Origin of the sequence: Dyella sp. (assembly GCF_035508675.1) — a bacterium.
Lineage (GTDB): Bacteria > Pseudomonadota > Gammaproteobacteria > Xanthomonadales > Rhodanobacteraceae > Dyella_B.
The window spans coordinates 26,777-51,487 of sequence record NZ_DATJMN010000105.1; the positions used below are offsets into that span (position 1 = coordinate 26,777).

General features: G+C 63.1%; 22 protein-coding genes. 10 read left to right on the plus strand and 12 right to left on the minus strand.

Features of this window, described 5'->3' with window-relative positions; all coding sequences use genetic code 11:
- The first annotated feature begins 599 nt into the window (after window positions 1-599).
- Window positions 600-1,175: a hypothetical protein gene (locus VMA74_RS06260; protein ID WP_325365777.1), complete on the plus strand. Its 576-nt coding sequence runs from the start codon at window positions 600-602 to the stop codon at window positions 1,173-1,175.
- A 122-nt stretch (window positions 1,176-1,297) separates the two neighbouring features.
- Here VMA74_RS06260 and VMA74_RS06265 read toward each other — a convergent pair whose 3' ends face one another.
- On the minus strand, window positions 1,298-2,155 hold the full coding sequence (locus VMA74_RS06265) for a helix-turn-helix domain-containing protein (protein ID WP_325365778.1): 858 nt from the start codon (window positions 2,153-2,155) through the stop codon (window positions 1,298-1,300).
- A gap of 49 nt (window positions 2,156-2,204) precedes the next feature.
- On the opposite strand from VMA74_RS06265, the gene VMA74_RS06270 reads away from it, so the two are divergent.
- Together VMA74_RS06270 and VMA74_RS06275 are read left to right on the plus strand one after the other, a co-directional pair.
- Window positions 2,205-2,594 (plus strand): DUF3224 domain-containing protein, encoded by a 390-nt coding sequence (locus VMA74_RS06270; RefSeq protein ID WP_325365779.1) that lies wholly within the window; start codon window positions 2,205-2,207, stop codon window positions 2,592-2,594.
- Between the two features lie 121 nt (window positions 2,595-2,715).
- Window positions 2,716-3,285 (plus strand): ferritin-like domain-containing protein, encoded by a 570-nt coding sequence (locus VMA74_RS06275; protein WP_325365780.1) that lies wholly within the window; start codon window positions 2,716-2,718, stop codon window positions 3,283-3,285.
- 56 nt (window positions 3,286-3,341) lie between these two features.
- On the opposite strand, the gene VMA74_RS06280 is transcribed toward VMA74_RS06275, so the two are convergent.
- Genes VMA74_RS06280 through VMA74_RS06290 form a run of 3 tightly spaced genes read right to left on the minus strand, consistent with a single transcriptional unit; the run spans window position 3,342 to window position 6,676 of the window.
- On the minus strand, window positions 3,342-4,358 hold the full coding sequence (locus tag VMA74_RS06280) for a zinc-binding alcohol dehydrogenase family protein (RefSeq protein ID WP_325365781.1): 1,017 nt from the start codon (window positions 4,356-4,358) through the stop codon (window positions 3,342-3,344).
- 23 nt (window positions 4,359-4,381) lie between these two features.
- The gene (locus VMA74_RS06285) at window positions 4,382-5,422 is read right to left on the minus strand and encodes an aldo/keto reductase (RefSeq protein ID WP_325365782.1); all 1,041 of its coding nucleotides are present in this window, start codon (window positions 5,420-5,422) and stop codon (window positions 4,382-4,384) included.
- Window positions 5,423-5,464: 42 nt separating this feature from the next.
- Entirely contained in the window at window positions 5,465-6,676 is a 1,212-nt protein-coding gene (locus tag VMA74_RS06290) for an MFS transporter (protein WP_325365783.1), read from the minus strand.
- 102 nt (window positions 6,677-6,778) lie between these two features.
- Here VMA74_RS06290 and VMA74_RS06295 point away from each other — a divergent pair, with 102 nt between their 5' ends.
- Window positions 6,779-7,699, plus strand: coding sequence for a LysR family transcriptional regulator (locus tag VMA74_RS06295; RefSeq protein WP_325365784.1), 921 nt, complete (start codon window positions 6,779-6,781; stop codon window positions 7,697-7,699).
- Window positions 7,700-7,775: 76 nt separating this feature from the next.
- Here the strand turns inward: VMA74_RS06295 and ppa are convergent, their stop codons facing one another.
- Both ppa and VMA74_RS06305 read right to left on the minus strand, forming a co-directional pair.
- Window positions 7,776-8,309, minus strand: a complete 534-nt coding sequence (gene ppa, locus VMA74_RS06300) for an inorganic diphosphatase (RefSeq protein ID WP_325365785.1) — start codon at window positions 8,307-8,309, stop codon at window positions 7,776-7,778.
- Window positions 8,310-8,397: 88 nt separating this feature from the next.
- A complete protein-coding gene (locus VMA74_RS06305) occupies window positions 8,398-9,831 on the minus strand; it encodes a PLP-dependent aminotransferase family protein (protein WP_325365786.1) in 1,434 nt (477 codons plus the stop codon).
- Window positions 9,832-10,075: 244 nt separating this feature from the next.
- Between VMA74_RS06305 and VMA74_RS06310 the strand changes: the two genes are divergently transcribed.
- A complete protein-coding gene (locus VMA74_RS06310) occupies window positions 10,076-10,582 on the plus strand; it encodes a hypothetical protein (protein ID WP_325365787.1) in 507 nt (168 codons plus the stop codon).
- 6 nt (window positions 10,583-10,588) lie between these two features.
- Here VMA74_RS06310 and VMA74_RS06315 read toward each other — a convergent pair whose 3' ends face one another.
- The 4 genes from VMA74_RS06315 to VMA74_RS06330 all read right to left on the minus strand — a co-directional run bounded on the left by VMA74_RS06315 (window position 10,589) and on the right by VMA74_RS06330 (window position 17,504).
- Window positions 10,589-11,446: a 2OG-Fe(II) oxygenase gene (locus VMA74_RS06315; RefSeq protein ID WP_325365788.1), complete on the minus strand. Its 858-nt coding sequence runs from the start codon at window positions 11,444-11,446 to the stop codon at window positions 10,589-10,591.
- 55 nt (window positions 11,447-11,501) lie between these two features.
- Entirely contained in the window at window positions 11,502-13,628 is a 2,127-nt protein-coding gene (locus VMA74_RS06320) for a prolyl oligopeptidase family serine peptidase (protein ID WP_414649564.1), read from the minus strand.
- 137 nt (window positions 13,629-13,765) lie between these two features.
- Window positions 13,766-15,793, minus strand: coding sequence for a sodium-translocating pyrophosphatase (locus tag VMA74_RS06325; protein WP_325365789.1), 2,028 nt, complete (start codon window positions 15,791-15,793; stop codon window positions 13,766-13,768).
- A gap of 439 nt (window positions 15,794-16,232) precedes the next feature.
- Window positions 16,233-17,504, minus strand: a complete 1,272-nt coding sequence (locus tag VMA74_RS06330; protein ID WP_325365790.1) for a 6-phosphofructokinase — start codon at window positions 17,502-17,504, stop codon at window positions 16,233-16,235.
- Between the two features lie 192 nt (window positions 17,505-17,696).
- On the opposite strand from VMA74_RS06330, the gene VMA74_RS06335 reads away from it, so the two are divergent.
- A complete protein-coding gene (locus tag VMA74_RS06335) occupies window positions 17,697-18,281 on the plus strand; it encodes an adenylate kinase (RefSeq protein ID WP_325365791.1) in 585 nt (194 codons plus the stop codon).
- Window positions 18,282-18,367: 86 nt separating this feature from the next.
- Window positions 18,368-19,723, plus strand: a complete 1,356-nt coding sequence (gene mpl, locus VMA74_RS06340) for a UDP-N-acetylmuramate:L-alanyl-gamma-D-glutamyl-meso-diaminopimelate ligase (RefSeq protein WP_325365792.1) — start codon at window positions 18,368-18,370, stop codon at window positions 19,721-19,723.
- A gap of 83 nt (window positions 19,724-19,806) precedes the next feature.
- Here the strand turns inward: mpl and VMA74_RS06345 are convergent, their stop codons facing one another.
- Together VMA74_RS06345 and VMA74_RS06350 are read right to left on the minus strand one after the other, a co-directional pair.
- On the minus strand, window positions 19,807-21,222 hold the full coding sequence (locus tag VMA74_RS06345; protein WP_325365793.1) for a hypothetical protein: 1,416 nt from the start codon (window positions 21,220-21,222) through the stop codon (window positions 19,807-19,809).
- Window positions 21,219-22,154 (minus strand): ABC transporter ATP-binding protein, encoded by a 936-nt coding sequence (locus VMA74_RS06350; RefSeq protein ID WP_325365794.1) that lies wholly within the window; start codon window positions 22,152-22,154, stop codon window positions 21,219-21,221. Before VMA74_RS06350 ends, VMA74_RS06345 begins: the two co-directional genes overlap by 4 nt.
- Before the next feature lie 99 nt (window positions 22,155-22,253).
- On the opposite strand from VMA74_RS06350, the gene VMA74_RS06355 reads away from it, so the two are divergent.
- The 3 genes from VMA74_RS06355 to VMA74_RS06365 all read left to right on the plus strand — a co-directional run.
- Window positions 22,254-22,835, plus strand: coding sequence for an LON peptidase substrate-binding domain-containing protein (locus VMA74_RS06355; RefSeq protein ID WP_414649565.1), 582 nt, complete (start codon window positions 22,254-22,256; stop codon window positions 22,833-22,835).
- 8 nt (window positions 22,836-22,843) lie between these two features.
- Entirely contained in the window at window positions 22,844-23,662 is an 819-nt protein-coding gene (locus VMA74_RS06360) for an NAD(P)-dependent oxidoreductase (RefSeq protein WP_325365795.1), read from the plus strand.
- Between the two features lie 251 nt (window positions 23,663-23,913).
- The coding region (locus tag VMA74_RS06365; protein WP_325365796.1) for a sigma-54-dependent transcriptional regulator at window positions 23,914-24,711 on the plus strand (798 nt) is incomplete at its 3' end.

Sequence of the window (24,711 nt, forward strand, 5' to 3'; positions counted from 1 at the left end):
TGCCAAGGGCAGGTCCGCCTTTTATCCGCCCGGTTACTTACACAGCCTCCCTTTCTAATACGTCTTTCCGGAATGCAGGCGGCTCGATGCCGCTGAGACGATCGGCCAGGATGCCCAGGCGCGTATGCCAGCCGCAAGCCACGCCGATTGGCAGCAGTACCTGATCGCTGTGTGGAATGAGTGCGAAGCGCACTCCCGAATCGGTATCGCTCTCTTCTTCGACGCAAAGTTGTGTGCGAGCTGATGCGGCGGCTCTTAGTCGATCATGCGTGAGGCGATGGCTTGCGATGCGGCCATGAATCGCGCATCGGAATGGCTGGTGTAAAAGGGGCCGGGTTGCTTTAGGAATATCTAAATACCCACACGTGCATTTCATCGCTGTGCTACACGCCAAGACGTACAAGTTGCGCGGGCATCAGGGCGCTTTCGAATGCCCAGGGGGATGTCGATCGAAACCGGATGATGTGCCAAGCGGTTGGCATCGTTCATTGCCCAATCCCAGCGAATCGGGCGAATACATCGAGCACTGGCCGTGGTGCGGTTCGCGCACCCCATTCGTCCCTTTCGCTTCCGACATGTTTTCTCTCTAGGAGTCAGCCATGTTTACGTCATATGTAAATAGATGGGCTTCAAGATTCGGTTCCGCGTTCGCTCTGACCGTGCTCTTTGGATTGGGGCTTGCCGTGTTGCCAGCATCGTCAAAGGCCACAGGTCTTGCGCTTGAGGACTGCACGGGACTCCACTCGGCTACCTGGAGCCCGGGTGTTAGCAATACCCCCGCACCGCACACGGTTACCACGACATCCAATTGGGAGTGCACAGGACTAGGCGGCCTGCTTACGCCAGCTTCGTCCATCAATCAGTTCCAGGCAACTTTCGCGTGCAGTGGCCTGCTGGCGCCGGTGAACAATCTTGTCTGGACCATCAACTGGAACGACAGCGCCCTTCCTGCAACCAGCACTTTTTCCTTCAACGTGACGGTGGAGGCGGTTGACGGAAATCTCGTCATTACGTCCAACAATGGAAGCATCACAGCCGGGCGCTACGCGGGCAATTCAGCCGTGGCGACGTTTACGCTGCTCGGCCTGCAGGGATTGTTGAATAATCAATGCAATGCCCCGGGTGGTCTTACGGGTGCGGGTGGCCCCACGACGTTGACCATTCTTGGTCTCTAAGAACGGCGCTTCGTTGAATTTGGGTAATGGGGATCTCAATTCTGGAACGAGATCCCCTTTCCGATTGACCGCTACTGCCTGCGTCCCGGGAATATCTGCTTAGGGTTGAGGGCGTGGCGGCATCAGCCGCCAAGATTGCCTTCGGCCTGTGCGTACTCCGCAGGAGACCGTCCCACCAATTTGCGGAAATCACGGATGAAATGAGCCTGATCGAAGTAGCCGAGCGTCAGCGCCAGTTCTGTCCACGCAACCGGTATGCCCGCCTGCAACTGCGCGATGGCTTCGTGCAAGCGATAACGGTTGATGACCCACTTGGGGCCGACCCCAACGTAGTGGTTGAACAGCCGTTGCAAGGTACGCTTGGTCAATCCGCTTCGCTGTGCCAGCAGGTCGACCGAAGTCAGGCCGTGATCCGAGGCAATGCTCGCAACGAGCTCCCCGGCGCGCGCGACGTTTGCATCCGCAGCAGGCAAGTGAGCGAGCAACAGTCTTTCGGCGAGCGTCGCCATGGCATCGAGGTCGGTACTGGCGAAGATGTCCGACACGAAGCGCGCCGCCTCGTGACCGAAAACGCGTGACGGATCGAGCGAACGATTCAATAGCTCCGACACCGGTGCGCCGTAAAACGGAAAAAAGCCACCGGCCTTGAACTTGATGCCGAACACCTGCCCCTGTCCTTCGAGCCGACGGACGAAGCGTCCGGTATGCACGCCGTAGATGCCAGTGCATCCCGGTTCGATCACGAAATGTACGTTCGGATGGGGCAGGGTTTCCTGCTGCTGCGGGGGAAGGTCGCGCAAATCCCATGACACATACCAGTAATGTTCGATCAAGCCGCCAAGGGCGGGCGACGGTGCACGGCGGGCGTGCTTGAAATCACCTTCCGCCAGGCGCGGATGCAATACGCCGCGCGGCTTGCCCAGGTCGACGTCCAGGCTGCGCTCGTTCGGGCGGGTTTGTCGCGTTTTTCCAATCGCCATGGACGCAGTTGTACTAAGGTCGCATCCAGAAAGCGAATCGGAGCAGGTCATGCAAGCAAACGGACGGTTCGAAGTGAAACTCGCCCCGCAGCCGCCGGCCCCCGGCCTCGAACAGGCCAACCTTGGTCGGATGACGATCGACAAGCAATTCCAGGGCGATCTGGAAGCCACCAGCCTGGGCGAAATGCTTTCGGCGATGGGCCAGGTCCAGGGTTCGGCGGGCTATGTGGCGATCGAGCGCGTGACTGGTACGTTGCATGGGAAGTCGGGAAGTTTCGTGCTGCAGCATCGTGGCGTCATGGATCGCGGTGTGCCGGAATTGTCGGTGACGGTGGTGCCGGATTCGGGAACGGAGGCGCTGAGCGGCTTGAGCGGGTCGATGCAGATTCGAATCGAAGAAGGCAAGCATTACTACAGCTTCGATTACATGCTTTCATGAGCGGCTCCCTTGGGCGACAAGGCTGAACGCGGAACGCCTTCGCTACCTTAATTTCACCCGTGCTTCGCAGCAGTGAAGACAGGATGGAAGGGAAGTTGCCACTCGCTCATAGGAGAAAGCCATGGCGGCAAAGCCCTTCCTCACGGATATTCAGACGATCCGCAAGCGTGCGCGCGAGCATATCGATCAAGGTGCCATCACGGCAGGCTACAAGGCCGACCGCGACACCGTCATCAAGCTGCTTAACGAAGCGCTGGCAACCGAGATAGTCTGTACCTTGCGCTACAAGCGGCATTACTACATGGCGTCAGGCATTCATGCCAAGAGCGTGGCAGCGGAATTTCTGGAGCATGCGCAGGAAGAAGAGCAGCATGCCGACATGCTGGCCCGGCGCATTACGCAGCTGGAAGGCGCGCCCAATTTCAATCCGGAGGGTCTGCTGACGCGCAGCCACTCCGATTACGTCGAAGGCGGCGATCTGGTCGACATGATCAAGGAGGACCTGGTTGCCGAGCGCATTGCCATCGACAGCTATCGCGACATCGTGGAATACCTTGGGCACGACGATCCCACGTCGCGGCGCGTGATAGAAGAAATCCTCGCAAAGGAAGAAGAACACGCCGAGGATTTGTCGACCTTGCTCGAAGAGCTGGGCAAGAAGGGTGAGCCGGCCAAACCCGTGAAACATTGAAACAAGCCGCGCGGACGTCGTTGCGCTTTCGCAGGATCGACGTCCGCGCCTTTTGACTACCAGCCCGCAATCACCAGCTTTCCGATCGTACTGCCCGACTCCAGGCGCCGATGCGCCTCGCGCAGATTCTCCGCGTTGATCGGGTTCAACGTCTCGCGCTGAATCCCACGCAGCTCGCCTTCGTCGATCAACTGGGCAACACGCGCCAAGATGCGTCCTTGCTCGGCGATGTCCGCGGTTTTGAAGCGCGGCCGCGCAAACATCATTTCCCAATGAATGCCGATGCACTTGGCCTTGTAAGGGTCGCCGATGTTCACCGGCGTCTTCGGTTCCACGATCAAGCCGACGTGCCCTTGCGGCGCCAGCAATTCGCCGAGTTCGGTCCAGTAGTGCGCGGTGTCGGCCAGGTTGATGGCGGCGTCGATGGCGTTGAAACCCAAGGCTTTCAATTGCGCGGTAAGCGATTGACGGTGATCAATCACATGCTGCGCGCCCATCGCGCGACACCACGCCTGCGTCTCCGGCCGCGAGGCGGTGGCGATGACGGTGAAGCCGGCGCGCCGTGCAAGCTGGATGGCGATCGAACCCACGCCGCCGGCGCCTGCAATCACCAGCAGCGACTTGCCTTCACCGCCATGCTCAGGATCGTAAGGCATGCGGTGGAACAGCAGCTCCCACGCGGTGATCGTCACCAGCGGCAGTGCGGCGGCTGCGGCGGCATCCAGCCGGTGCGGACGATGCGCCACCACTCGCGCATCCACCGCCTGGTATTGCGCATTGCTGCCGGCGCGGGTGATATCGCCCGCGTAGTACACCGTGTCGCCGGGCTTGAAGCCGATGACCTCGGCGCCAACCGCTTCCACCGTGCCGGATGCATCGAAACCGAGCACGCGCGGCTGCGGTTCTACCTGCGGCTTGGGCGAGCGCAGCTTGGTATCGACGGGGTTGACGGAAACAGCCTCCACGCGCACCCGGAGATCGTGCACGCCGATCTCCGGCTTGGGTAGGTTCACGTCAAGCAGCGATTGCGGATCGTCGATGGGAAGGTAACGGGTGAGGGCGACAGCTTTCATGGCGATATCTCTCAAGGCGAGGTTCAAACGGTCTGCACGGCCGGTGGGTTGCGCTCGGCGAATTGTCCATTCCAATACGGGTAATACGGATAAGGCGGCGTGACGGCGCTGGCGGCATCCAGTCGCATCACCTGTTCGCGTGTGAGCGTCCAGCCGATCGCGCCCAGGTTCTGCCGCAATTGCGCTTCGTTGCGCGCACCGATCAGCACCGTCGATACGGTGGGGCGCTGCAGCAACCAGTTCAGCGCGATCTGCGGCACGCTCTTGCCGGTTTCCGCGGCGGTCTGCTCCAGCGCATCGACTACGCGATACAGCCGTTCTTCGTCCACCGGCGGCGCGAAGCCGGCCGTGTCATGCAGGCGGCTGCCCTCCGGCAGCGGCTGGCCGCGGCGAATCTTGCCGGTAAGGCGGCCCCAGCCCAACGGGCTCCACACCACCGCGCCCACGCCCTGGTCCAGCCCCAACGGCATCAGTTCCCACTCGTAATCGCGACCGACCAGCGAATAGTACGTCTGGTTGGCGACGAAGCGCGTGTAGCCGTAACGATCCGCCACGGCCTGCGATTTCATCAGCTGCCAGCCGGAGAAATTGGATGCGCCCAGATAGCGCAGCTTGCCTTCGTGGACCAGGTCGTCGAGCGTGCGCATCACGCTTTCCACCGGCGTCATCGCATCGAAGTGATGCAGTTGCAGCAGGTCGATGTAATCGGTGTTCAATCGCTTGAGCGCGCGTTCGACGCCGGTGATGAGATGGTGCCGCGACGCACCGACATCGTTCGGGCCATGGCCCGCGCGCAGCGTGAGCTTGGTGGAGATGATCGCCTGGTCGCGCCGTCCTTTGAGCGCTTCGCCAAGGATGCGTTCCGACTCGCCGTCGGAATAGACGTCCGCCGTGTCGAACAGATTCACGCCGGCATCCAGGCAGATGTCGAGCAGGCGGCGTGCCTCGACTGTATCGGCATTACCCCAGGCGCTGAACAGCGGCCCCTTGCCACCGAACGTGCCGGCGCCAAAACCAAGCGCCGGCACTTTGAAACCCGATGCGCCGAGTAATCGGTAATCCATGATGGTTCCTCTATGTGTCGTCAAATGACGGAAGTGGGACGATCACACGCCACGGCTGGCGCAGCCGTCCAGCGACAGGTGTTGCAGATGGGCGTCGCGCTGCTGCGCCCACAGTGCGATCAACAGCCCGGAGCACGTGACCAGCGCCGCCACCCACGTCAGTGCGTCGAGGCCCGGACCACGCGCCACCACGATGCCGCCCAGCCAGGCACCCAGTGCGTTGCCGAGATTGAAGGCGCCGATGTTCAAGCTGGACGCGAGGCTCTTGGCATCGTCGGCTTTGTGCAACACCCACCATTGCAGCGGCGGCACCGTCGCGAAGGCGGCGATGCCGAGCAGTCCGACGAACAGCACCGCCAGCACCTTGCTGTGCAGCGCGAACGTCATCATGCCGAGCACGGCGATCAGCGCCACCAGCGTCAGCAGCAGCGCGCGCACCAGGTGCCGATCGGCCAGCTTGCCGCCCAGCAGGTTGCCCGCGATCAAGCCGACGCCGAACACCAGCAGGATCGGCGAGACGGCGCTCTGCGCGAAACCGGTCACTTCGGTCAGGATCGGCTGGATATAGGTGAACACCGTGAACACGCCGGCAAAGCCAAGCACTGTCATCAGCAAGCCAAGCAGTACGGAAGGATTGCCGATGGCGCGCAATTCATCGCGTACCGCGATGCGATGGCCATGTGTATGATCGGCCGGCACCAGCGCTGCGATCACCAACATCGCGGCGACGCCGATGGCGGCAACCGCCCAGAACGTCGAGCGCCAGCCGAAGTGCAAGCCCAGCCACGCGCCTGCCGGCACGCCCAGCAGGGTGGCGATGGTCAGGCCGGTGAACATGATCGAGATGGCCGAGGCGCGGCGATCCGCCGCCACCAAGCCGGTCGCCACCACCGAGCCCACGCCGAAGAAAGTGCCGTGCGCCAGCGAGGTGATCACGCGCGCCAGCAACAGCACGCTGTAATTCGGCGCGATGGCGCAGCACAGGTTGCCGAGGGTGAAGATCGCCATCAGCCCGATCAGCACCGCCTTGCGCGGCAGGCGGCTGGTGGCGACGGTAAGCACCGGCGCGCCCACGAACACGCCCAATGCATAGCCGGAAATCAGCAGGCCGGCGGTGGCGATGGTGACTTTCAGGTCGGCCGCCACCTGGATCAGCAAACCCATGATCACGAACTCGGTGGTGCCGATGCCGAAGGCGCCGGCGGCCAGCGCGTACAGCGCCAGGGGCATGGGGCGGGAAGGGTGGGAAGACATGCGGCGGCTCCGTCGGGAAAACGATGCCGTGCAGCCTAGGCGCTTGCATCTTCAGCAAAAACCGCCAGGATGGCGAATCACTTTCAACAAAGCATTGACAATATGGACCGCGTCGGCGATCTCGTTCTGTTCATGCGCGTGCTGGACCAGGGCTCGATCAGCGCCGCCGCGCGCAGCCTGGACCTCTCTGTGGCCGTGGCCAGCCAGCGCCTGAAGCGGCTGGAGCAGCACCTCGGTGTCCGCCTGTTGCATCGAACCACGCGGCGGCTGAGTCCCACCCCGGAAGGGCTGGCCCTGGCCGAGCAGGGGCGAACCCTGGTCGAGGACCTGGAGGCGCTTACATCCGGCTTGCGCCAGGCGGCATCTGACGTGGGCGGCACCTTGCGGCTTACCGCCTCGGCGTCGTTCGGGCGCCAATACGTTTCGCCGCTGCTGCCGGCCTTTATGGCGCGCTATCCGCGCGTGCGCCTGAGCGTGCATTTCAGTGACGAGCTGCAGGACCTGATCAGCGCCGGCTTCGATCTCGCCATCCGCATCGGCGCGCTGCACGACTCGCGCCTGGTGGCGCGCAAGCTGGCGGTGAACCGCCGCGTGTTATGCGCCTCGCCGGACTATCTGCGGCGTTTCGGCACGCCGAAAACGCCGGAAGACCTCGGCAAGCACGAGTGCCTGTTGCTGGTGGGCAGCCATGGCCGACAGGACATCTGGCGCCTGCACGACGCGCAAGGGCAGTTGCATACGGTGCGGGTCAACGGCCGGTTGGAGTCGACGCTGGGCGAACTGTTGCGTGATTCGGCGCTGGCGGGGCTGGGCATTGCGCAGCATTCCACCTGGCACGTGTGCGATGACTTGCGCAGCGGACGGCTGAACGTGGTGTTGCCTGGATATTCGATTGCCGAGACCGGCATCTATGCCGTGATGCCCCAGCGCCGGCTGGTGCCGCTGCGCGTGCGGGCATTCGTGGACTTTCTGGCGGAGCAGTTTGGCGACCTGCCGCCGTGGGAGCGGGGCTTGGACGTCTAGACGGCCGTTCCTCTGGCACTCCCACGCCGTCATTCCGCCTTGCGCGGAAATGACGGCAAAGGGGCGAGCGCAGGCGTTACGCCTTTTGCTTGCAGCGCTCCACGCCGGCGAGGATTTCGGCCTTGGCTTCTTCAGCGCCAACCCAGCCTTCCACCTTCACCCACTTACCCTTCTCCAGGTCCTTGTAGTGCTCGAAGAAGTGGCCGATGCGCTCCAGCCAGTGGCCCGACACGCCCTTGATGTCCTCGATATGTGCATAGCCGGGGAAGATCTTCTTCGACGGGATCACCACCAGCTTCTCGTCGGAGCCGGCTTCGTCGGTCATCTTCAGCATGCCGACCGGATGGCAGCGGATCACCGAGCCCGGCACCAGCGGTAGCGGCAGGATCACCAGCGCATCGAGCGGATCGCCGTCGCCGCCCAGGGTGCCCGGCACGTAGCCGTAGTTGCAGGGATAGCGCATGGGGGTGGAGAGGATGCGATCCACGAAAATCGCGCCACTATCCTTGTCCACCTCGTATTTGACCGGCTCGGCGTCCTTCGGAATCTCGATGACGACGTTGATTTCGTTCGGCACATCGCGGCCAGCGTTAACCCTATCCAGGCCCATCGGGCACTCCTTACGTTAATCAAAGCGGGGAAAGCCGATCAGGATAAGGCAAAGCTTGCCGCGGCGCACCAACCGGCGAGGGCTCGCTTCAGGCGCGCTCCAGCTCATCCAGGCAACGGCCAAACAGCTGCATCGCCTCGCGCAATTCGTTCACCGACAGGCCGCAATAGCCCAGCAGCAGGCCCTGGCGTTCCGGCGCCCTGAGATACAGCGGGCTCATCGGATGCAGGCCCAGCCCAAGCTGGTGTGCATGGGCCACCAGCGCCTCGCGGCGCGGCGCATCGTAACCGCGCAGCCACACCACCAGATGCATGCCGGCCGGCGTGTCGGTGATCTCGACCCGCTCGCGCGCATGCTCTTTCAATCCAGCGACCAGCGCGTCGCGGCGTGCCTTCAATTCCTTGCGCGCCAGGCGCAGGTGTCGTTCGAAACCGCCGCTTTCCATGAAATGCGCCAGCGCGGCCTGATCGATCACCGGGCAGGCCATGTCGCTGAGGTATTTCGCGCTGATGAAATCATTGCGCAGGGCCGCCGGTATCACCATGTAAGCGAGACGCAGGCCGCCGAACATCACCTTGGAGAAGGTGCCGACATAGATCACGCGATCCTGTTCGTCCAACGAACGCAGCGCGGCCAGCGGATGCGCGTCGTAGCGGAATTCACCGTCGTAGTCGTCTTCCAGGATCCAGCACTGGTGCCGCTCGGCGTAATGCAGCAGATCGAGCCGGCGCTGCATGGAAAGCACGGCGCCGGACGGAAAGTGATGCGACGGTGTGACGTAGAGCAGGCGCGGCGCTTGCGCCGGCAGTGCGTCGCACACCAGTCCGTCTTGGTCGGTGCGCACGGCGATGATGTCGGCGCCATGCGCGACCAGTGCCTGGTGGGCAAGGAAATAGTGCGGCTCCTCCAGCACCACGCGATCGCCTTCGTTGAGCAGCACGCGCGCCGTAAGATCGATGGCCTGCTGGGTGCCGCTGACAATTAGCACATCCTCAGGCTGCGCCTGTACCCCACGACGGCGCGCCAGGTAGTCGCAGGTCTGTTGGCGTAACGCACTGAACCCGGCTACTTCGTTGACGTTGAGGCGTGTATACGCTGCCGCGCGTGCCAGCTCGCGCCCCCAGGCGTTGTTGAGCGCTGGATTGACCAGCGGATAGCCATATTGCAGGTTGTAGCGCAACCCGCGATGCATGCGTGGAATATCCCAATTGCGCACCACGCGTGCACGCTGCGCATATCGGGAAGGCGCCGGAACCTCGGTGCGGACCGGATGCTGCGGCGGCCTGGCTTGCAGGTGGCTGACGAAACTGCCGGAGCCCACCCGGCCATCGATAAAGCCTTCCGCACGCAGCTGTTCGTAAGCGGCGAGCACGGTGGTGCGGGAAATCTCCAGTTCCTGCGCCAGCTCGCGCGTGGGCGGCAGTTGCGTGCCCGCGCTGATGCGGCCGTCAAGGATGGAAGCTTTCAATGCACGCGTCAGCTGATCGTAGAGCGGCCCCCGCCCGTCGAGTTCTAGAAACACGCAACGCCCTCCCAATGGCCCCAAGAAAATACGGGCAATTGGCTATGGAGGGAATGTGCCAAGCTGCCTAGTCTGCGTGTGTCGCAGGGCTCGCTAACAACACTTTATCGTCGGCGCTCTCCCCAGGCAGACGAACCCGGCGGCGACGTCTCCTCGCTTCGATGCCGCGGAGCGGTTGTCCCCCAACAACTGCTTCGCGGAGTTTTTCGGGCGTGGGTGCCTTTGTTCTCATCGAGTGGTGATCATGTCAACAACGTTTGATTCCGCTGCGCGGCAGCCTCTGCGCGCGCAACGCATCGTGCTGCTTGCGGTACTCGTCACCCTGGCGCTCGCCAGCGCGGACTTGCTGTTTGCCTGTACGTTCTGGTTCTCGCTGTATCACGTGCCGCCCGTGCGCCTCATGCAAAACATCGCCGCCGGCTTGCTGGGCAAGCGAGCGTTTCTCGGGGGCGCCGGCACGGCGGCCTTGGGTGCGCTGCTGCACTACGCCATCATGGGCGCGATGGTGAGTGTGTATGTCCTGGCGAGTCGGCGTAGCCGCGCGCTGGTCGAGCGGCCTTGGCGGTACGGCAGCCTGTATGGACTGGTGCTGTTCGTGGTGATGAACCTGATTGTCGTACCGCTATCGGCCGCGCCGAAAGCGCCGGTGGTGCCGAGCTGGATCGTCAGCAGCGTGGTGGTGCACGTGGTTATCGGCCTGGTGATTGCCTTGGGTGCACGCTGGGCCATGCGGCCCGTGCCTCAAGCGTAGTTACCGTCAGCGCGACGTTTTCTGGAACGGCCATTCGCGCAGCCATTTGGTGGCGATCCATTTCTCTCCTTTCTCCACCGGCAGGCCTGCGTGCAGCGATGCCTCGTCGCCGGTGTCATAAGCGAAATAGACGGCCGAACCGCGCAGCGCCGTCACGGTAAGCCCCACCTGCGGAAACGCGGTGCTGCCGCCGGCTTCGGGCGTATTCAAATACATCACCAGGCTGGCGATGCGCTGGCCGCCTTTGGCGGTGATGGCGGCAAACCCCGGCTGCTCGGGATTGAACCAGTCGTAGTGCGCCTCGTATTGCTGCCCGGGCCGGTAATGCAGAATCTGCAGGCCTTCGCCATGCTCCACCGGGATGCTCAGCATGCTGGCGATGCGCTGTTCGATGCGCTGGACCAGCGGCGTTTCGCCGACGGTGAAAAACATGCCTTCGCTGGTACGGCGTGCGTCGATCTGTTGCTTGCCAGCTTGGTCGACCGTCTTGGCGCGTTGCAAGCGCGGCGCGGCCTGTTCGATCAGCGCCGTGCATTCTTCGACGGAGAGAAAGTCATTGAGCACCCGCAGCGCGGGCGACTCCATGCTGAGCCCCACATGGACGGTGTAGCCATTGACCACCATCTGCGGCGCCTCGGGGTGCCGGGTGCGGCGGCCCTGGGTTTTGGCTGCCGGGGTTTGCGTATGTGCATCCAGGGCCGAAATCGGCATGTTCAGCACGGAGGCGACGATGCTGCGGCTTTGGCGCGGGTCGTAGCCGGTCTCCTGCATCATTTTCAACACGGTGTCGACACTGTGGCCGGCACGGGTGGTGCCGAGGATCCATTCGCGCAGTTCGGGGCGTATCGGGAGGTGCGATTTCATGAGGCGATTTTATCCCCTCTCCCGACGGGAGAGGGGTGCAACCAAGCGCGATGCCTTACTTCAACCGGTCCCATAAGAACTCATAAGCCAACGCGTGCATGTAAGCCGCCTGCTTGTTGTCCGCGCCGGCGCCGTGGCCGCCCTCGGTGTTCTCGTAGAACCACACGTTCCTGTAACCCATGCCTTCCATCTTCGCGGCCATCTTGCGCGCCTGCGCCGGACCGACGCGATCGTCGCTGGTGGTGGTGTAGAACAATACCGCGGGATAGGTCATGCCGGCCTTGACGTTCTGATACGGCGAAAATGTCTTGATGAAGGCCCATTGCTTGGGATCATCCGGGTTGCCATATTCGGCGATCCATGATGCGCCAGCAGAGAGATGCACATAGCGCTTCATGTCCAGCAGCGGCACCTCGCAGGCGATCGCGCCGAACAGTTGCGGATAAAGCGTGAGCATGTTGCCCATCAGCAGGCCGCCGTTGCTGCCGCCTTCGGCGCCCAGGTGCGTGGGCGAGGTCACGCCGCGCTTGATCAGGTCGCTGGCCACGGCCGAGAAATCTTCATAGGCGCGCGGGCGATTTTTTTGCAGCGCTGCCTGATGCCAGCGTGGACCGTACTCGCCGCCGCCACGGATATTGGCGATCACATACACGCCGCCGCGGTCCAGCCACGCGCGGCCGATACTGCCGCTGTAGAACGGCTGCAGCGATACCTCGAAACCGCCATAGCCGTAGAGCAGGGTACGGTTGCGGCCATCGAGCTTCATATGCTTCGGTGCGATCTCGAAGTAGGGCACTTGCGTACCGTCCTTGGAGGTCACGAAGTGCTGGCTCACCTCGTATTTCGATGCGTCGAAGAAGGCCGGGCTCTGTTTGACCGTCTGCGCCTGGCCCGCGCCGAGCACGCCACGCGCCAACGATGACGGGGTGAGGAAGCCGGTCACGCTGAGCCAGTATTCGTCGCTGTTGTCCGGATCGGTATCCACCACCGACACCGTGCTGAATTGAGGGGCGCCAGGCATGTCTTCACGTGCCCAGCTGCCGTCGGCCTTCGGCGTGAGCACATCGAGACGGCTCTTCACATCGTCCATGATGTCCAGAATCAGGTGGTGCCGCGTCCAGGCATAGTTCGACAAGGCGGTATGCAAGTCCGGCGCGAACAGCGTGGTGAATTGGCGCTTGCCGGCCATGAAATCGTCGAACTTGGTCGCGATCAGCGCGCCGGAAGGATAGGTTGTGCCACCCACCGTCCATGCGCTGCGCAACTGCACCAGCAGCCATTCGCGATGCGGATCCACCGTCGCGGCATCGGCCGGCACGTCCAGATGGATCAGCTTGCCGTCCTTGAGCTGGTACATGTCGCTATGAAAGAAGTCGTGCGCCACGCTGATGAAGTCGCGCTCGAAGCCAGGCGTGCGGTCGTGGTAGGCGCTGACGGCAAGATCGTCCGGCTTGCCTTCGTACACCGTGCGGGCGGCGCTGAGCGGCGTGCCGCGCTTCCATATTTTTGCGATGCGCGGATAGCTCGAGGTGGTCATCGAACCCGGCCCGAAATCGGTGCCTACGTATACGTCATCCTGGTCGATCCAGCCCACCTGGGTTTTCGCGACCGGCAGCAGGAAGCCGTCTTTCACGAACGACTTGCTGGGAATGTCGAACTCGCGCACTTCCACCGCGTCGCCGCCATCCGGCGACAGGCTGAGCAGGCAGCGCTGGTAAGCCGGCTTCAAGCAATCGCTGCCTTTGAACACCCAGCGCTTGCCTTCGGCCTGGTTGAGCGCATCGATATCCAGCAGCACGTCCCACTTCGGCTCGGGCTTGCGGTATTCCTCCAGCGTCGTGCGGCGCCACAGTCCACGCGGATGCGCCTTGTCCTGCCAGAAGTTGTAGAGGTAATCGCCGCGGCGTTCCACGTATGGAATGCGCGCATCGGAATCGAGCACTTCCAGGATGCGGTCGCGCGTGTGCGTGAATGCAGGGCTGGCGGCGAACTGCTTTTGCGTGATGGCGTTCTGGGCTTTTACCCAAGCCATCGCGCGCGTGCCGTGGATGTCTTCCAGCCACAGATAAGGATCGTCGGTGCTAGCGGCGGCGCCAGGCGCGGGAGTGTCTTGGGCTTGGGTCATGCCACTCATTATGACGACGAGTGCCAGCGCCAGGCGCATCGATGCTTTCAGATTCATGCTTCCCTCCCCATGATGGATGCGCGCCGAGCGCACGCAGAACCGTCAGCATGCCAACTCGGCGGAAAAACGCCAGTGAGGGAAGTCAGTAGGTTGGGATCAGGGCTGGCGCTGCAGCCCTGATCCTGCGCGAATGCTCAGAGCAAGGGGATGAGCAGCAGCGCCACGATGTTGATGATCTTGATCAGCGGATTCACCGCCGGCCCTGCGGTGTCCTTGTAAGGATCGCCGACCGTATCGCCGGTGACCGCAGCCTTGTGCGCATCCGAACCTTTGCCGCCGAAGTTGCCATCCTCGATGTACTTCTTCGCGTTGTCCCACGCACCGCCGCCGGTGGTCATGGAGATGGCCACGAACAAGCCGGTGACGATGGTGCCGATCAGCATGCCACCCAATGCGACCGGGCCAAGAGTGAAACCGACGATGATCGGCACCAGCACCGGCAGCAGCGAGGGGATCAGCATTTCGTTGATCGCCGACTTGGTCAGCATGTCCACGGCGCGCGAGTAATCGGGCTTGGTGGTGCCTTCCATGATGCCAGCGATTTCGCGGAACTGGCGACGCACTTCTTCGACCACGGCACCGGCGGCGCGGCCTACCGCTTCCATCGCCATCGCGCCGAACAGGTACGGAATCATGCCGCCGATCAGCAGGCCAACGATCACGCGATGGTCGGACAGATCGAAGGTGAAGATCGTGCCTGCATGCTCCAGCGACAGGCGATGCGTATAGTCGGCGAACAGTACCAACGCAGCCAGGCCGGCCGAGCCGATCGCGTACCCCTTGGTAACGGCCTTGGTGGTGTTGCCCACCGCATCGAGCGGATCGGTGACGCCGCGGACTTCCGGCGGAAGGTCGGCCATTTCGGCGATGCCGCCAGCGTTGTCGGTGATCGGGCCGTAGGCATCGAGCGCGACCACCATGCCGGTCATCGACAACATCGCGGTAGCCGCAACGGCGATACCGTACAGACCGGCTAATGCGAACGCCCCCCAGATCGCCGCGCATACCGCCAATACGGGTAGCGCGGTCGATTTCATCGACACGCCCAGTCCCGCGATGATGTTGGTGGCATGGCCGGTGGTCGACGACTTCGCCACGTGGCGCACCGGCGCGTATTCGGTGGCGGTGTAGTACTCGGTGATCACCACGATCACGCCGGTCAGCACCAGGCCGATCAGCGCGCTGCCGTATAGGCGGGTGACGCCCAGCGTGGCATCGGCCATGAGCACCTTGGTGATGGGCCAGAATGCGATGGCGGCCAGCACCGCGGAAACCATCACGCCCATGTAAAGCGCGCTCATGATTTTCGCGCCGGCGCGGGCTCGCACGAAGAACGTGCCGATCACCGAAGCGAGGATCGATGCACCACCCAGCAGCAGCGGATACAGCACTGCGTTCACGCCGGCCTGTTCGCCCACCACGCTGCCGAGCAGCATGCTGGCGATCAGCGTCACCGCGTAGGTCTCGAACAGGTCGGCGGCCATGCCGGCGCAGTCGCCCACATTATCGCCCACGTTGTCGGCGATTACCGCGGGATTGCGCGGATCGTCTTCCGGAATGCCGGCCTCCACCTTGCCGACCAGGTCGGCGCCCACATCCGCGCCCTTGGTGAAGATGCCGCCGCCCAGGCGCGCGAAGATCGAGATCAGCGAGGAGCCGAAGGCCAGCCCCACCATGGCGTGCAAGGCGCGGTCGTTGTCATAGCCCATGTGTGTGAGCACCGCGAAATAGCCAGCCACGCCCAGCAAGGCCAGGCCGACCACCAGCATGCCGGTAATCGCGCCACCACGGAATGCCACGTTCAAGGCGGCAGCCAGTCCGCTGCGTGCCGCTTCCGCGGTACGCACGTTGGCGCGCACCGAGACGTTCATGCCGATATAGCCGGTAGCGCCGGACAGTACCGCGCCGATCAGGAAGCCGATGGCCGTGCCCCAGTCCAGGGCAAACCCGATGATCACCAGCAGCACCACGCCCACAAGCGCGATCGTGCGGTACTGGCGGTTGAGGTAGGCGCGTGCGCCTTCCTGGATAGCCGAGGCGATCTCTTGCATGCGCGGGGTGCCTGGCGATTTCGCCAATATCCAGCGTACCGAAAACGCCCCGTACAAAATCGCCACGACCGCGCAAGCTAACGCGATCCATAAGCCATACTGCTGCAGCATCGGTGCCTCCCCATCGTTGGTTGAACCCAAGTGATCTGAAGCGGACTGCTGGGAGCAGTATAGACAGAGGTTCGCGATTTATTCGTTGTGCGTCGCAGCGGTCAAGCGGGTGCGACAGCATGCGCGACATGCTTTGCCGCACCCTTCGTTGTCATCGATATGCAATGTCGTCGATAGGCAATGGGCAGACCCTTATTAGTTCACGCTGGCGGGGTAGCGCCCATGGCGGACATGATGTCGATGAAACGACTCCTCAGTAGGCCGCTGTTATTTAGGCGATGATCTTGGGGGGCACATAGCTGCAGTGTGGCTTTTTCAAACGCCAAGAGCAGCGCACGCTAGGGCGTTCTGATGTGTGGGCCATGTGAAGCGTGCGCACTCACCTCGTCCGAACTTGGCTGGGACACATCCCGGCGAGCGCAAGATACAGGCTTACCGATCAGCGGCCGAATGCCGGCAATTGCGGCGCCACTGCCGCGTTCTTCAGCCGCACATACTTGGGCAAACCGTCGCGACCATAGGGCAGTGGCGCTTCGCCGCGGATCAAGGGGGCGAGATAGCGTCGCGCTGCCGCGGTGATGCCGAAACCGTCGTGGGTAAGAAAATCCGCCGGCATCTTCTTTTCATGGTTGGCAATTTTATCCAGCGGCGCCGATTCGATTTTCCAGCGGTACGGCGATTCCGATGTGCGCACGATGACCGGCATGACGGCGTTCATGCCACCGAGTGCGTATTCGACCGCAGCCTTGCCGACGGCGTAGGCCTGGTCCGCATCGGTCTTGGAAGCCATATGGCGCGCGGAGCGTTGCAGGTAGTCGGGCAATGCCCAGTGATACTTGTAGCCAAGCTTTTCCTTTACCAGCGCGGCCAGCACCGGCGCCACGCCGCCGAGCTGGGCATGGCCATAGGCATCGCGCGTGCCGGCCTCGGCGAGGAATTGTCCCTGGGCGTTGCGGATGCCTTCGGAGGCGACCACCGTGCACCACCCCACGCGCTCGACCGTGGCTTTCACCTTGTCGAGGAAGGCGGTTTCGTCGAACACCCGCTCGGGGAACAGGATGATGTGTGGCGGTGTATCCGGGCCTTCGCCGGCCAGGCCCGACGCGGCGGCGATCCAGCCCGCGTGACGCCCCATCACCTCCAGGATGAACACCTTGGTGGAGGTGTCTGCCATGGAGGCGACGTCCAGGCTCGCCTCCAACGTCGAAACAGCCGTGTACTTCGCCACCGAGCCAAAGCCAGGGCAGCAGTCCGTGATCATCAGGTCGTTGTCCACCGTCTTGGGTACGCCGATGCAGCGGATGTCGTAATCCATCGCTTTGCCTAGCTGGGAAATCTTCAGCGCCGTATCGGCCGAATCATTGCCGCCGTTGTAGAGGAACCAGCGGATGTCGTGGGCACGGAACACCTCGATCAGCCGCTCATACTCGCGGCGGTTGTCATCCAGCGATTTCAACTTGTAGCGACAGGAGCCGAAGGCGCCGCCCGGCGTGTGCCTGAGCGCGGCGATGGCGGCAGCCGTTTCCCGGGTGGTGTCGATCAGTTCTTCGCGCAACGCACCAAGGATGCCGTTGCGTGCGGCATATACCGGAATGCGGCGCGCGCGCGCCGTTTGGATCACGCCGGCGGCGGTGGCGTTGATCACGGCGGTGACGCCGCCGGACTGGGCGTACAGCATGCGATCGGTAGCGGAACGTGCTTTCGACTTCATGGGCGCTCTCCAAAGCCTATGTGACAATTCGACGTTAATGATGGATCACATATATATCAGCGACTTGGCGTGAATTCGGAGCGTTTGTCGTTTGACGCAACCCCACGCAGACGCTACCTTGACCGCCATTCATCTAAGGAATCCCGGTAACTGCCGCAGTGTGCGACAGAACGCGGGATCTTGTGGAGATATATGCGACTTGTCCTTCTTGGCGCGCCCGGCTCGGGCAAGGGTACCCAGGCGGCTCGGCTGAAGGCCGATCTCGGCGTGCCGCACATCTCGACCGGCGACATGCTGCGGGCGGCGGTGAAAGCGGGTACTCCACTGGGCATCAAGGCCAAGGCGGTGATGGATGCCGGCCAACTGGTGTCCGACGACATCCTGCTCGGCATGCTGGAGGAGCGCTTGGCCGAAGCCGATACCCGGCCCGGCTTCATCCTCGACGGCTACCCGCGCAATCTCGCGCAAGCCGACGCGCTCGACCACCTGCTGACCAAGATCGGCCAGCCGCTGGATGCGGTGGTGAAGCTGGAGGTACCGAGCGAGGTGATCATCAAGCGCTGCGAAATCCGCTTCGCTGCGGAACACCGCAAGGACGACGACCCGGTAGTGGTGCGCGATCGCCTGAAGGTCTACGCCGAACAGACGGCGCCGGTGGCCGAGTTCTACGCACGCCGCGGCAAGTTGCAGGTGGTCGATGGCGTGGGCGAACTGGATGAGGTCACGGCGCGCGTGAAGCGTGCGCTGGCCAACGAGACGGCGGCGGCCCATAGCTGACGCTTTTGGCTTAGTCTTCGCTGTCCTTGATCAAGGCGTTAGTGATCAAAGATGGGAAGAGAGCCGGGCCTAGACACACACATCGCATGCGTCTGCACATTCTCGGTATCTGCGGCACCTTCATGGGCGGCGTCGCCGCCTTGGCGCGCGAACTCGGCGAAACGGTGGAGGGCTCTGACGCCAACGTCTACCCGCCGATGAGCACCCAGCTCGAAGCGCTGGGCATCGCCTTGATGCAAGGCTACCGGGCCGAATATTTGCAGCCCGCGCCCGATCTGGTCATCGTCGGCAATGCCATGACGCGCGGCAATCCGGCGGTGGAGCACATGCTCGATGAGCGCCTGCGCTACGTGTCCGGTCCGCAGTGGCTGGGCGAGCGCTTGCTGGTCGAGCGCGAGGTGCTGGCGGTAGCCGGTACGCATGGCAAGACCACCACCACCAGCCTGCTGGCGCATCTGCTCGATAGCGTGGGGCTGGCGCCGGGTTTCCTGATCGGCGGCGTGCCCGGCAACTTCGGTATCTCGGCGCGGCTGGGGCAGGGCAAGCTTTTCGTGATCGAGGCGGATGAATACGACAGCGCGTTTTTCGACAAGCGCTCCAAATTCGTGCACTACCGCCCCCGCATCGCCATTCTCAACAATCTCGAGTACGACCATGCGGACATCTTCCCGGACGTCGCCGCGATCCAGCGCCAGTTCCACCACCTCGTGCGCACGGTGCCGGGCAACGGCAAGCTGATCGTCAATGCGCACGATGCCTATCTTGCCGAAGTGCTGGCGATGGGCTGCTGGACGCCGGTCGAAACCTTCGGCATCGGCAAGGGCGACTGGCAGGCACGCTTGATCGAAGCCGATGGATCGCACTTCGCCGTGCAATACCAAGGTGAAGCGATCGGCGAGGTGAACTGGCCGCTGCTGGGCGATCACAGCGTGATGAATGCGCTGGCCGCATTGGCCGCGGCCACCGCAGCAGGCGCCGATCCGCGCGCGCTGCTGCCGGCCTTCGGCACGTTCCAGAGCGTAAAGCGTCGCATGGAGCTGGTGGGCGAAGTCGCTGGCGTGCGCGTCTACGATGACTTCGCCCATCATCCCACCGCCATTGCCACCACGCTGGCCGGTTTGCGCGCGAAAGTGGGTAACGCGCGCATCCTGGTGGCGCTGGAACCGCGTTCCAACTCCATGCGGCTGGGTGCGCACGCCGACGCCTTGGCGCCCTCACTGGCCGACGCCGACGCCGTGGTGTTTCTGCATCGACCCGAACTACCGTGGGACGCCCGTCGCGTGACCGACGCCTTGCACGGCCGCGCCAGCACTGCGCCTACCGTCAGCGATTTGCTTGCTGTGCTGAGGTCGCAAACGCGTGCCGGCGACCATGTAGTGTTCATGTCCAACGGCGGCTTCGAGAACGCGCCGCGCCGTTTCGTCGAAGCGCTGCACGCGTAGGCTGGGATGGCAATCCCAGCATCGCCATGATGTATGCCTGGGCTGGGATTCGGCTACGCCTCGTTCCGGCCTACCTGCAAGCATCAACCGATCGGCGCATCGAAGCGCGGCGCGCGCGACACATATTCACGCTGCGCCGCCATCCACACCCCGGCGCCAAATCCCAGTGACACCAGCGCAAGCAGGCCACCGCCGATCAGGTAGCCGGCGGTGCCTACCAGCCAATAACCGCCCCAATACACGGCCATCGTGCCGAACATCACCGCCAGGTTGACGATGGCGCGGCCTGTGCTGCCTTCCGGGCCGATCAGATGCAAGGCGAGCGCAGCCAGGCTGGTGGCCAGCGAAACGATCGCTGCCACGAACAGCATGTGCCACGGATCCGGCGCATGCATCAACACGGCGCCGAGCACGGTGTAGACGAGTGCGGTAAGCAGGCTGATGGGCACCAGGATCAGCAATGCATCCGAGATGGTTTGCTGGTACTCGGCGCGTGTCTCCGGCGCCAGTGTCAGATAAAGATCGGCCATGTTCGGCCGCATGCGCAGCATGCCGACATTCAACTGCGGAAAACGCGAGACGCTCAGCATGATCGCGTAGGCGCCGATAACCACCGGGTTGAAATGCTGGCGATGCATGATGGCGACGAAATAAAAGCAGACGATCACGGCCACCAGGACTATGCGCAGCACGATGGCTTCCGGGTTGTCGTTCGGCAGCAGCAAGCGCCGCACCAGGATCATGCGTCGTCGAAAGCTTGGGCTGCCCGCGTAGGCCGCCAAGGCACGCTGCAGGGTCCGCTCTGCCAGTTGTTCGTATAGCGCATTGATGCGTTTTCCGAATCGGCCCATGCGCCGTGGTTCGCCAGGCGTGCTGCGGGTTTGCATGCGGCCCAGGCTGGTGCTTTCCAGTGGCGAAGCCGCGGTTTCCCGATCCTCGATCCGCAATAACGGCGCGATGCTGAACCGCAGCAGCAAAGCCACGCCAGCCAGCAGCAGCCATGGGGTGAGTGGCGAGCGCAGCGCTTCTTTGAAGAAGGCGGTCAGGAACGATGGCATCCAGCCCAGCACGATCAGGAACGGCCAGATGTAGGCGCCGGTGCGGGGGTTGCTGCCCATCATCAGCCCCATGCCGGCGAGGATCAGCAGTGCGCAGGCGATCAGCGACAAGTGCGGCGCGCCGCCGATGACGGTGATGAGCAGCGGCAGCAGCACCCACATCGCTACATCGATGGCGCCGTATTCCAGCAAGCGCCTGCGGAAATTTGGCAGCAGAAAACTCTCCGGTACACATAGGCCTCGCAGCTGATAACCCTGGCCGGTATGCCATATCCACGTTGCTGCCCCAAACAGCATCGCGGCGACGATGGCGAGCTCCTCCTCGCCACGCAGCCATCGTACGGCGAAATACGCGGCGGCAAGGCGCAACAGGTTCGCCAGTACGACCAGTAATGGCGTGCGGCGAAACAACTGCAGCCAGAGTTGCCAGGCGACACTCATGCCAACTCCACGAACAGATCTTCCAGCGTGGGTGTCTCGATGTGCATGCTGGCGTTTTCACGCATGGCGAGCGCATGCAGGCTATCGATAACGGGATCTTCGACCAGCAGCACGGCTTGTTCGTCCTGCACGTGTGACTTGAGACTGCCTGCCACCGTGGGTGCCTGTGCCCAACCTTCCGCGCGCGCCAAGACCACGCGCTTCAGCCGCTCGCGCAATTCCGCCAACGGCCGGGTGAATTGGATGCGGCCATCGCGCAGCAGGGCGATATCCGCGCCGGCGCGTTCGAGGTCGGCAGTGATATGGGTAGAAAAAATGACCGTCTTGCCCGGCGCGCGCATCAGCGTCAGCAATTCGCCCATGAAGGCGCGGCGCGCCTGGGGATCGAGGCTGGCTACGGGCTCATCCAGTACCAGCAGGTCCGGATCCGGCGCAATCGCACGCACGATCGCCAGCTTCTGCCGTTGGCCTTGTGAAAGTTCACCGATCTTTTGCTTGACGTCCAGCTCCCAGGTCGCCAGCAGGCGAGTCACCAGGTCATGATTCCAGCGCGCGTAGAAGGCCGCGGTGAAATCGAGATAAGCGCGCACCTTCATCCAGGGAAACAGATCGAAGGTCTGCGGCACGAAACCAATGCGGTGCATGCGCTCGCCACCCGGTTCCAGCATCGGCTCGCCGAACAGCGTGATGTTGCCGCCGTCGATAGGCGAAAGACCCAGCAGGCAGCGCAGCAGCGTCGTCTTGCCGGCACCGTTGCGGCCGAGCAGGCCGATCACGCGTCCGCCTGGCACGCTCCAGTCCAGCGACCTGAGCACCTGGCGTTGCTTGAAGGACTTATTCAGGGCGCGGACTTCCAGCACGGCCGGGGCGGGTGCCGGCTGCACGGGTGTCGAGGCGGGTGGCATGGCGGCGGCCAGTGGTGTGACGGACATCCGGTGGGGCTTCCTGCATGGATATCGACGCACTCTGCCGCGTGCGATGTGAGGCGTCCAGTGGCTACTATTCAGGGCATGGCCGCTCAGTTACCTCCCATGGAAGTGCCCCTGTTTCCGCTCGGTACCGTGTTGTATCCGGGCGGCCAGCTGCAGCTGCGAATCTTTGAGCCGCGTTATCTGGACCTGGTGCGCGAATGCACGCGCAGCGGTACAGCCTTCGGTGTGTGCCTCATTCTGGAAGGCGCCGAGGTGGGCGTGCCGGCGCGCCCGGCGGCCATCGGCACGCTGGCGCGCATCGTGGACTTCAGTCATCGGGAAGACGGTCTGCTGGGCATCTCCGCCGAAGGCGGCAGCCGTTTTCGCGTATTGCGCACACGTGCACGCTCCGATGGCCTGCTGCGTGGCGATGTGCAATTGTGGCCGGACGAATCACCGCAGGAAGTGCCGGTGGAATTCGCCTTGCTGCAGACCATTCTTGAACGTTTGATTGAAACCATTGGGCCGCACTGGCGGCACGAACCGCGCGCCTCCTATGACGATGCTGGCTGGCTGGGTTTTCGCCTTGCCGAATTGTTGCCGTTGACACGCGAAGAACAACAACAGCTGCTGGAAATGACAGATCCATTGCAGCGTTTGGCCACCCTGCGCGATATCCTGCCGCGCTTCCAAAAAGCCTGAGCATTCCTATGAGCACCCTGGCCGGAAAAACCCTGTTCATTACCGGCGCCTCGCGCGGCATCGGGCTTGCGATAGCGCTGCGTGCAGCACGCGATGGCGCCAATATCGTGATCGCTGCCAAGAGCGGCGTGCCCAATCCCAAACTGCCGGGCACCATCCATACGGCCGCTGCCGACGTGGAAGCGGCCGGCGGGAAGGCGCTGGCGTTGAAGGTGGACATTCGCGAAGAAGGCGACGTGCAGGCGGCGGTCGCGCAAGCGTTGGAGCGGTTCGGTGGCATCGATATCGTAGTCAACAATGCCAGCGCCATCTGGCTTGCCGGCACCGAAGGCACGCCGATGAAACGCTTCGATCTCATGCATCAAGTGAACACGCGGGGCACCTTCATGGTGACGCAGGCGTGCTTGCCCTATTTGAAAAAGGCCAGCAATCCGCATGTACTGATGCTGGCGCCACCGCCGAACCTCGATCCGAAATGGTTCGCCCCGCATACCGCCTACACCATTGCCAAGTACGGCATGAGCCTGTGTGTGCTGGGCATGAGTGCGGAACTTGCCTCGCTGGCCATCGCCGTGAACGCGCTATGGCCGCGCACAGTCATTGCCACGGCAGCTATTGCCATGATCGATGGCGTAAGGCCCGAACACTGTCGCCGTCCCGAGATCGTTGCGGATGCTGCGCACGTGCTGCTGACCCAGCCTGCGCGGCAGTGCACCGGCCGCTTCGCGATCGACGAGGACGTGTTGCGCGAAGCGGGCACGCGCGATTTCGATCATTACGCTTATCAGCCCGGTGCGCCGCTGCTGCCCGATCTGTTCTTGAACTAACGCGTTCAAGAAGCGCCTGTCATCAGGCCGCCGCCATTTGATGCTTAGCATGGACATCCCATGCCATGGCGGGCGGGCATGGCAATAGGCGTTTTGCCTGCTCAAAAAGTGATCGCCCACGAAATTCGGGTGTATATTCCGTGAACGGCGCCGAGTTTCTGGCGCATGCTGGCCCACGGGCGCGGGGGCGAAGGCCTGCCATGGGATGTGGCTGGGACCGCGGGCCAGCTATCCTGGAGGGAGGCGTTGCGATGATTAGCGATACGTCGATCCGCTGTTTAGTGTGGTTCGGGGAGCCGACGAGTATAGAAAGAGCGCGTTTGGCGCAGGCAGGTTGGCATACGCGAGTGGCGGATGCGAATGCCCCAGGGGGTGGCGTGGGCATCCGGCGAGGCGATACGGTCGTGGCGATGGCCGACGTGCGCATGGCCGACGTCGAGGCTTTGCGCAGCATGGCCAAACTGATGGCCGATCATCCGCGTATTCCGTGGCTGGCACTGTTGTCTGCCGAGACCTCGGTGCAGGCGCCCGAAGTGGAGCGCGTGCTCCGTGCCAGCATCGATTTCTTCACCGCGCCAGTAGATATGCATCGGCTGGTTGACACGCTGGCCAAGCTGGCAGGCGATGCGCCGCCACCGATCATCGTCCATGCGGACGTGCCAGGCATTACCGGCAACAGCCCGGCGATGATGGCGGTGGTGGCGAGCCTGCGCAAATACGCGCCGGTGGAACTGCCGGTGCTGATTACCGGCGAAACCGGCACTGGCAAGGAAGTGGCTGCGCGTGCGCTGCATAAGTTATCGCCGCGCCGCGCTCATCCTTTTGCGGCCATCAATTGCGGTGCGTTGCCGGCCAACCTGGTGCAGTCGGAGTTGTTCGGGCATGAGCGCGGCGCGTTCACGGGTGCGAATGCCCGCCGCGTGGGCCACTTCGAGGCGGCGGCAGGCGGCACGGTGTTTCTGGATGAAGTCGGCGATCTGCCGCCGGATGCGCAGATGAGCCTGTTGCGCCTGCTGCAGGAAGGTACGCTGGAGCGCGTAGGTTCCACC

Excerpts from the sequence above, each read along its gene's own strand:
- VMA74_RS06335 (WP_325365791.1), top strand. The coding sequence starts at position 17,697 with ATGCGACTTGTCCTTCTTGGCGCGCCCGGCTCGGGCAAGGGTACCCAG.
- VMA74_RS06265 (WP_325365778.1), bottom strand. The coding sequence starts at position 2,155 with ATGGCGATTGGAAAAACGCGACAAACCCGCCCGAACGAGCGCAGCCTG.
- ppa (WP_325365785.1), bottom strand. The coding sequence starts at position 8,309 with ATGGGCCTGGATAGGGTTAACGCTGGCCGCGATGTGCCGAACGAAATC.
- VMA74_RS06270 (WP_325365779.1), top strand. The coding sequence starts at position 2,205 with ATGCAAGCAAACGGACGGTTCGAAGTGAAACTCGCCCCGCAGCCGCCG.
- VMA74_RS06280 (WP_325365781.1), bottom strand. The coding sequence starts at position 4,358 with ATGAAAGCTGTCGCCCTCACCCGTTACCTTCCCATCGACGATCCGCAA.
- mpl (WP_325365792.1), top strand. The coding sequence starts at position 18,368 with ATGCGTCTGCACATTCTCGGTATCTGCGGCACCTTCATGGGCGGCGTC.
- VMA74_RS06330 (WP_325365790.1), bottom strand. The coding sequence starts at position 17,504 with ATGAAGTCGAAAGCACGTTCCGCTACCGATCGCATGCTGTACGCCCAG.
- VMA74_RS06355 (WP_414649565.1), top strand. The coding sequence starts at position 22,254 with ATGGAAGTGCCCCTGTTTCCGCTCGGTACCGTGTTGTATCCGGGCGGC.
- VMA74_RS06320 (WP_414649564.1), bottom strand. The coding sequence starts at position 13,628 with ATGAATCTGAAAGCATCGATGCGCCTGGCGCTGGCACTCGTCGTCATA.
- VMA74_RS06295 (WP_325365784.1), top strand. The coding sequence starts at position 6,779 with ATGGACCGCGTCGGCGATCTCGTTCTGTTCATGCGCGTGCTGGACCAG.
- VMA74_RS06360 (WP_325365795.1), top strand. The coding sequence starts at position 22,844 with ATGAGCACCCTGGCCGGAAAAACCCTGTTCATTACCGGCGCCTCGCGC.
- VMA74_RS06275 (WP_325365780.1), top strand. The coding sequence starts at position 2,716 with ATGGCGGCAAAGCCCTTCCTCACGGATATTCAGACGATCCGCAAGCGT.
- VMA74_RS06290 (WP_325365783.1), bottom strand. The coding sequence starts at position 6,676 with ATGTCTTCCCACCCTTCCCGCCCCATGCCCCTGGCGCTGTACGCGCTG.
- VMA74_RS06285 (WP_325365782.1), bottom strand. The coding sequence starts at position 5,422 with ATGGATTACCGATTACTCGGCGCATCGGGTTTCAAAGTGCCGGCGCTT.
- VMA74_RS06260 (WP_325365777.1), top strand. The coding sequence starts at position 600 with ATGTTTACGTCATATGTAAATAGATGGGCTTCAAGATTCGGTTCCGCG.
- VMA74_RS06345 (WP_325365793.1), bottom strand. The coding sequence starts at position 21,222 with ATGAGTGTCGCCTGGCAACTCTGGCTGCAGTTGTTTCGCCGCACGCCA.
- VMA74_RS06310 (WP_325365787.1), top strand. The coding sequence starts at position 10,076 with ATGTCAACAACGTTTGATTCCGCTGCGCGGCAGCCTCTGCGCGCGCAA.
- VMA74_RS06325 (WP_325365789.1), bottom strand. The coding sequence starts at position 15,793 with ATGCTGCAGCAGTATGGCTTATGGATCGCGTTAGCTTGCGCGGTCGTG.
- VMA74_RS06350 (WP_325365794.1), bottom strand. The coding sequence starts at position 22,154 with ATGTCCGTCACACCACTGGCCGCCGCCATGCCACCCGCCTCGACACCC.
- VMA74_RS06315 (WP_325365788.1), bottom strand. The coding sequence starts at position 11,446 with ATGAAATCGCACCTCCCGATACGCCCCGAACTGCGCGAATGGATCCTC.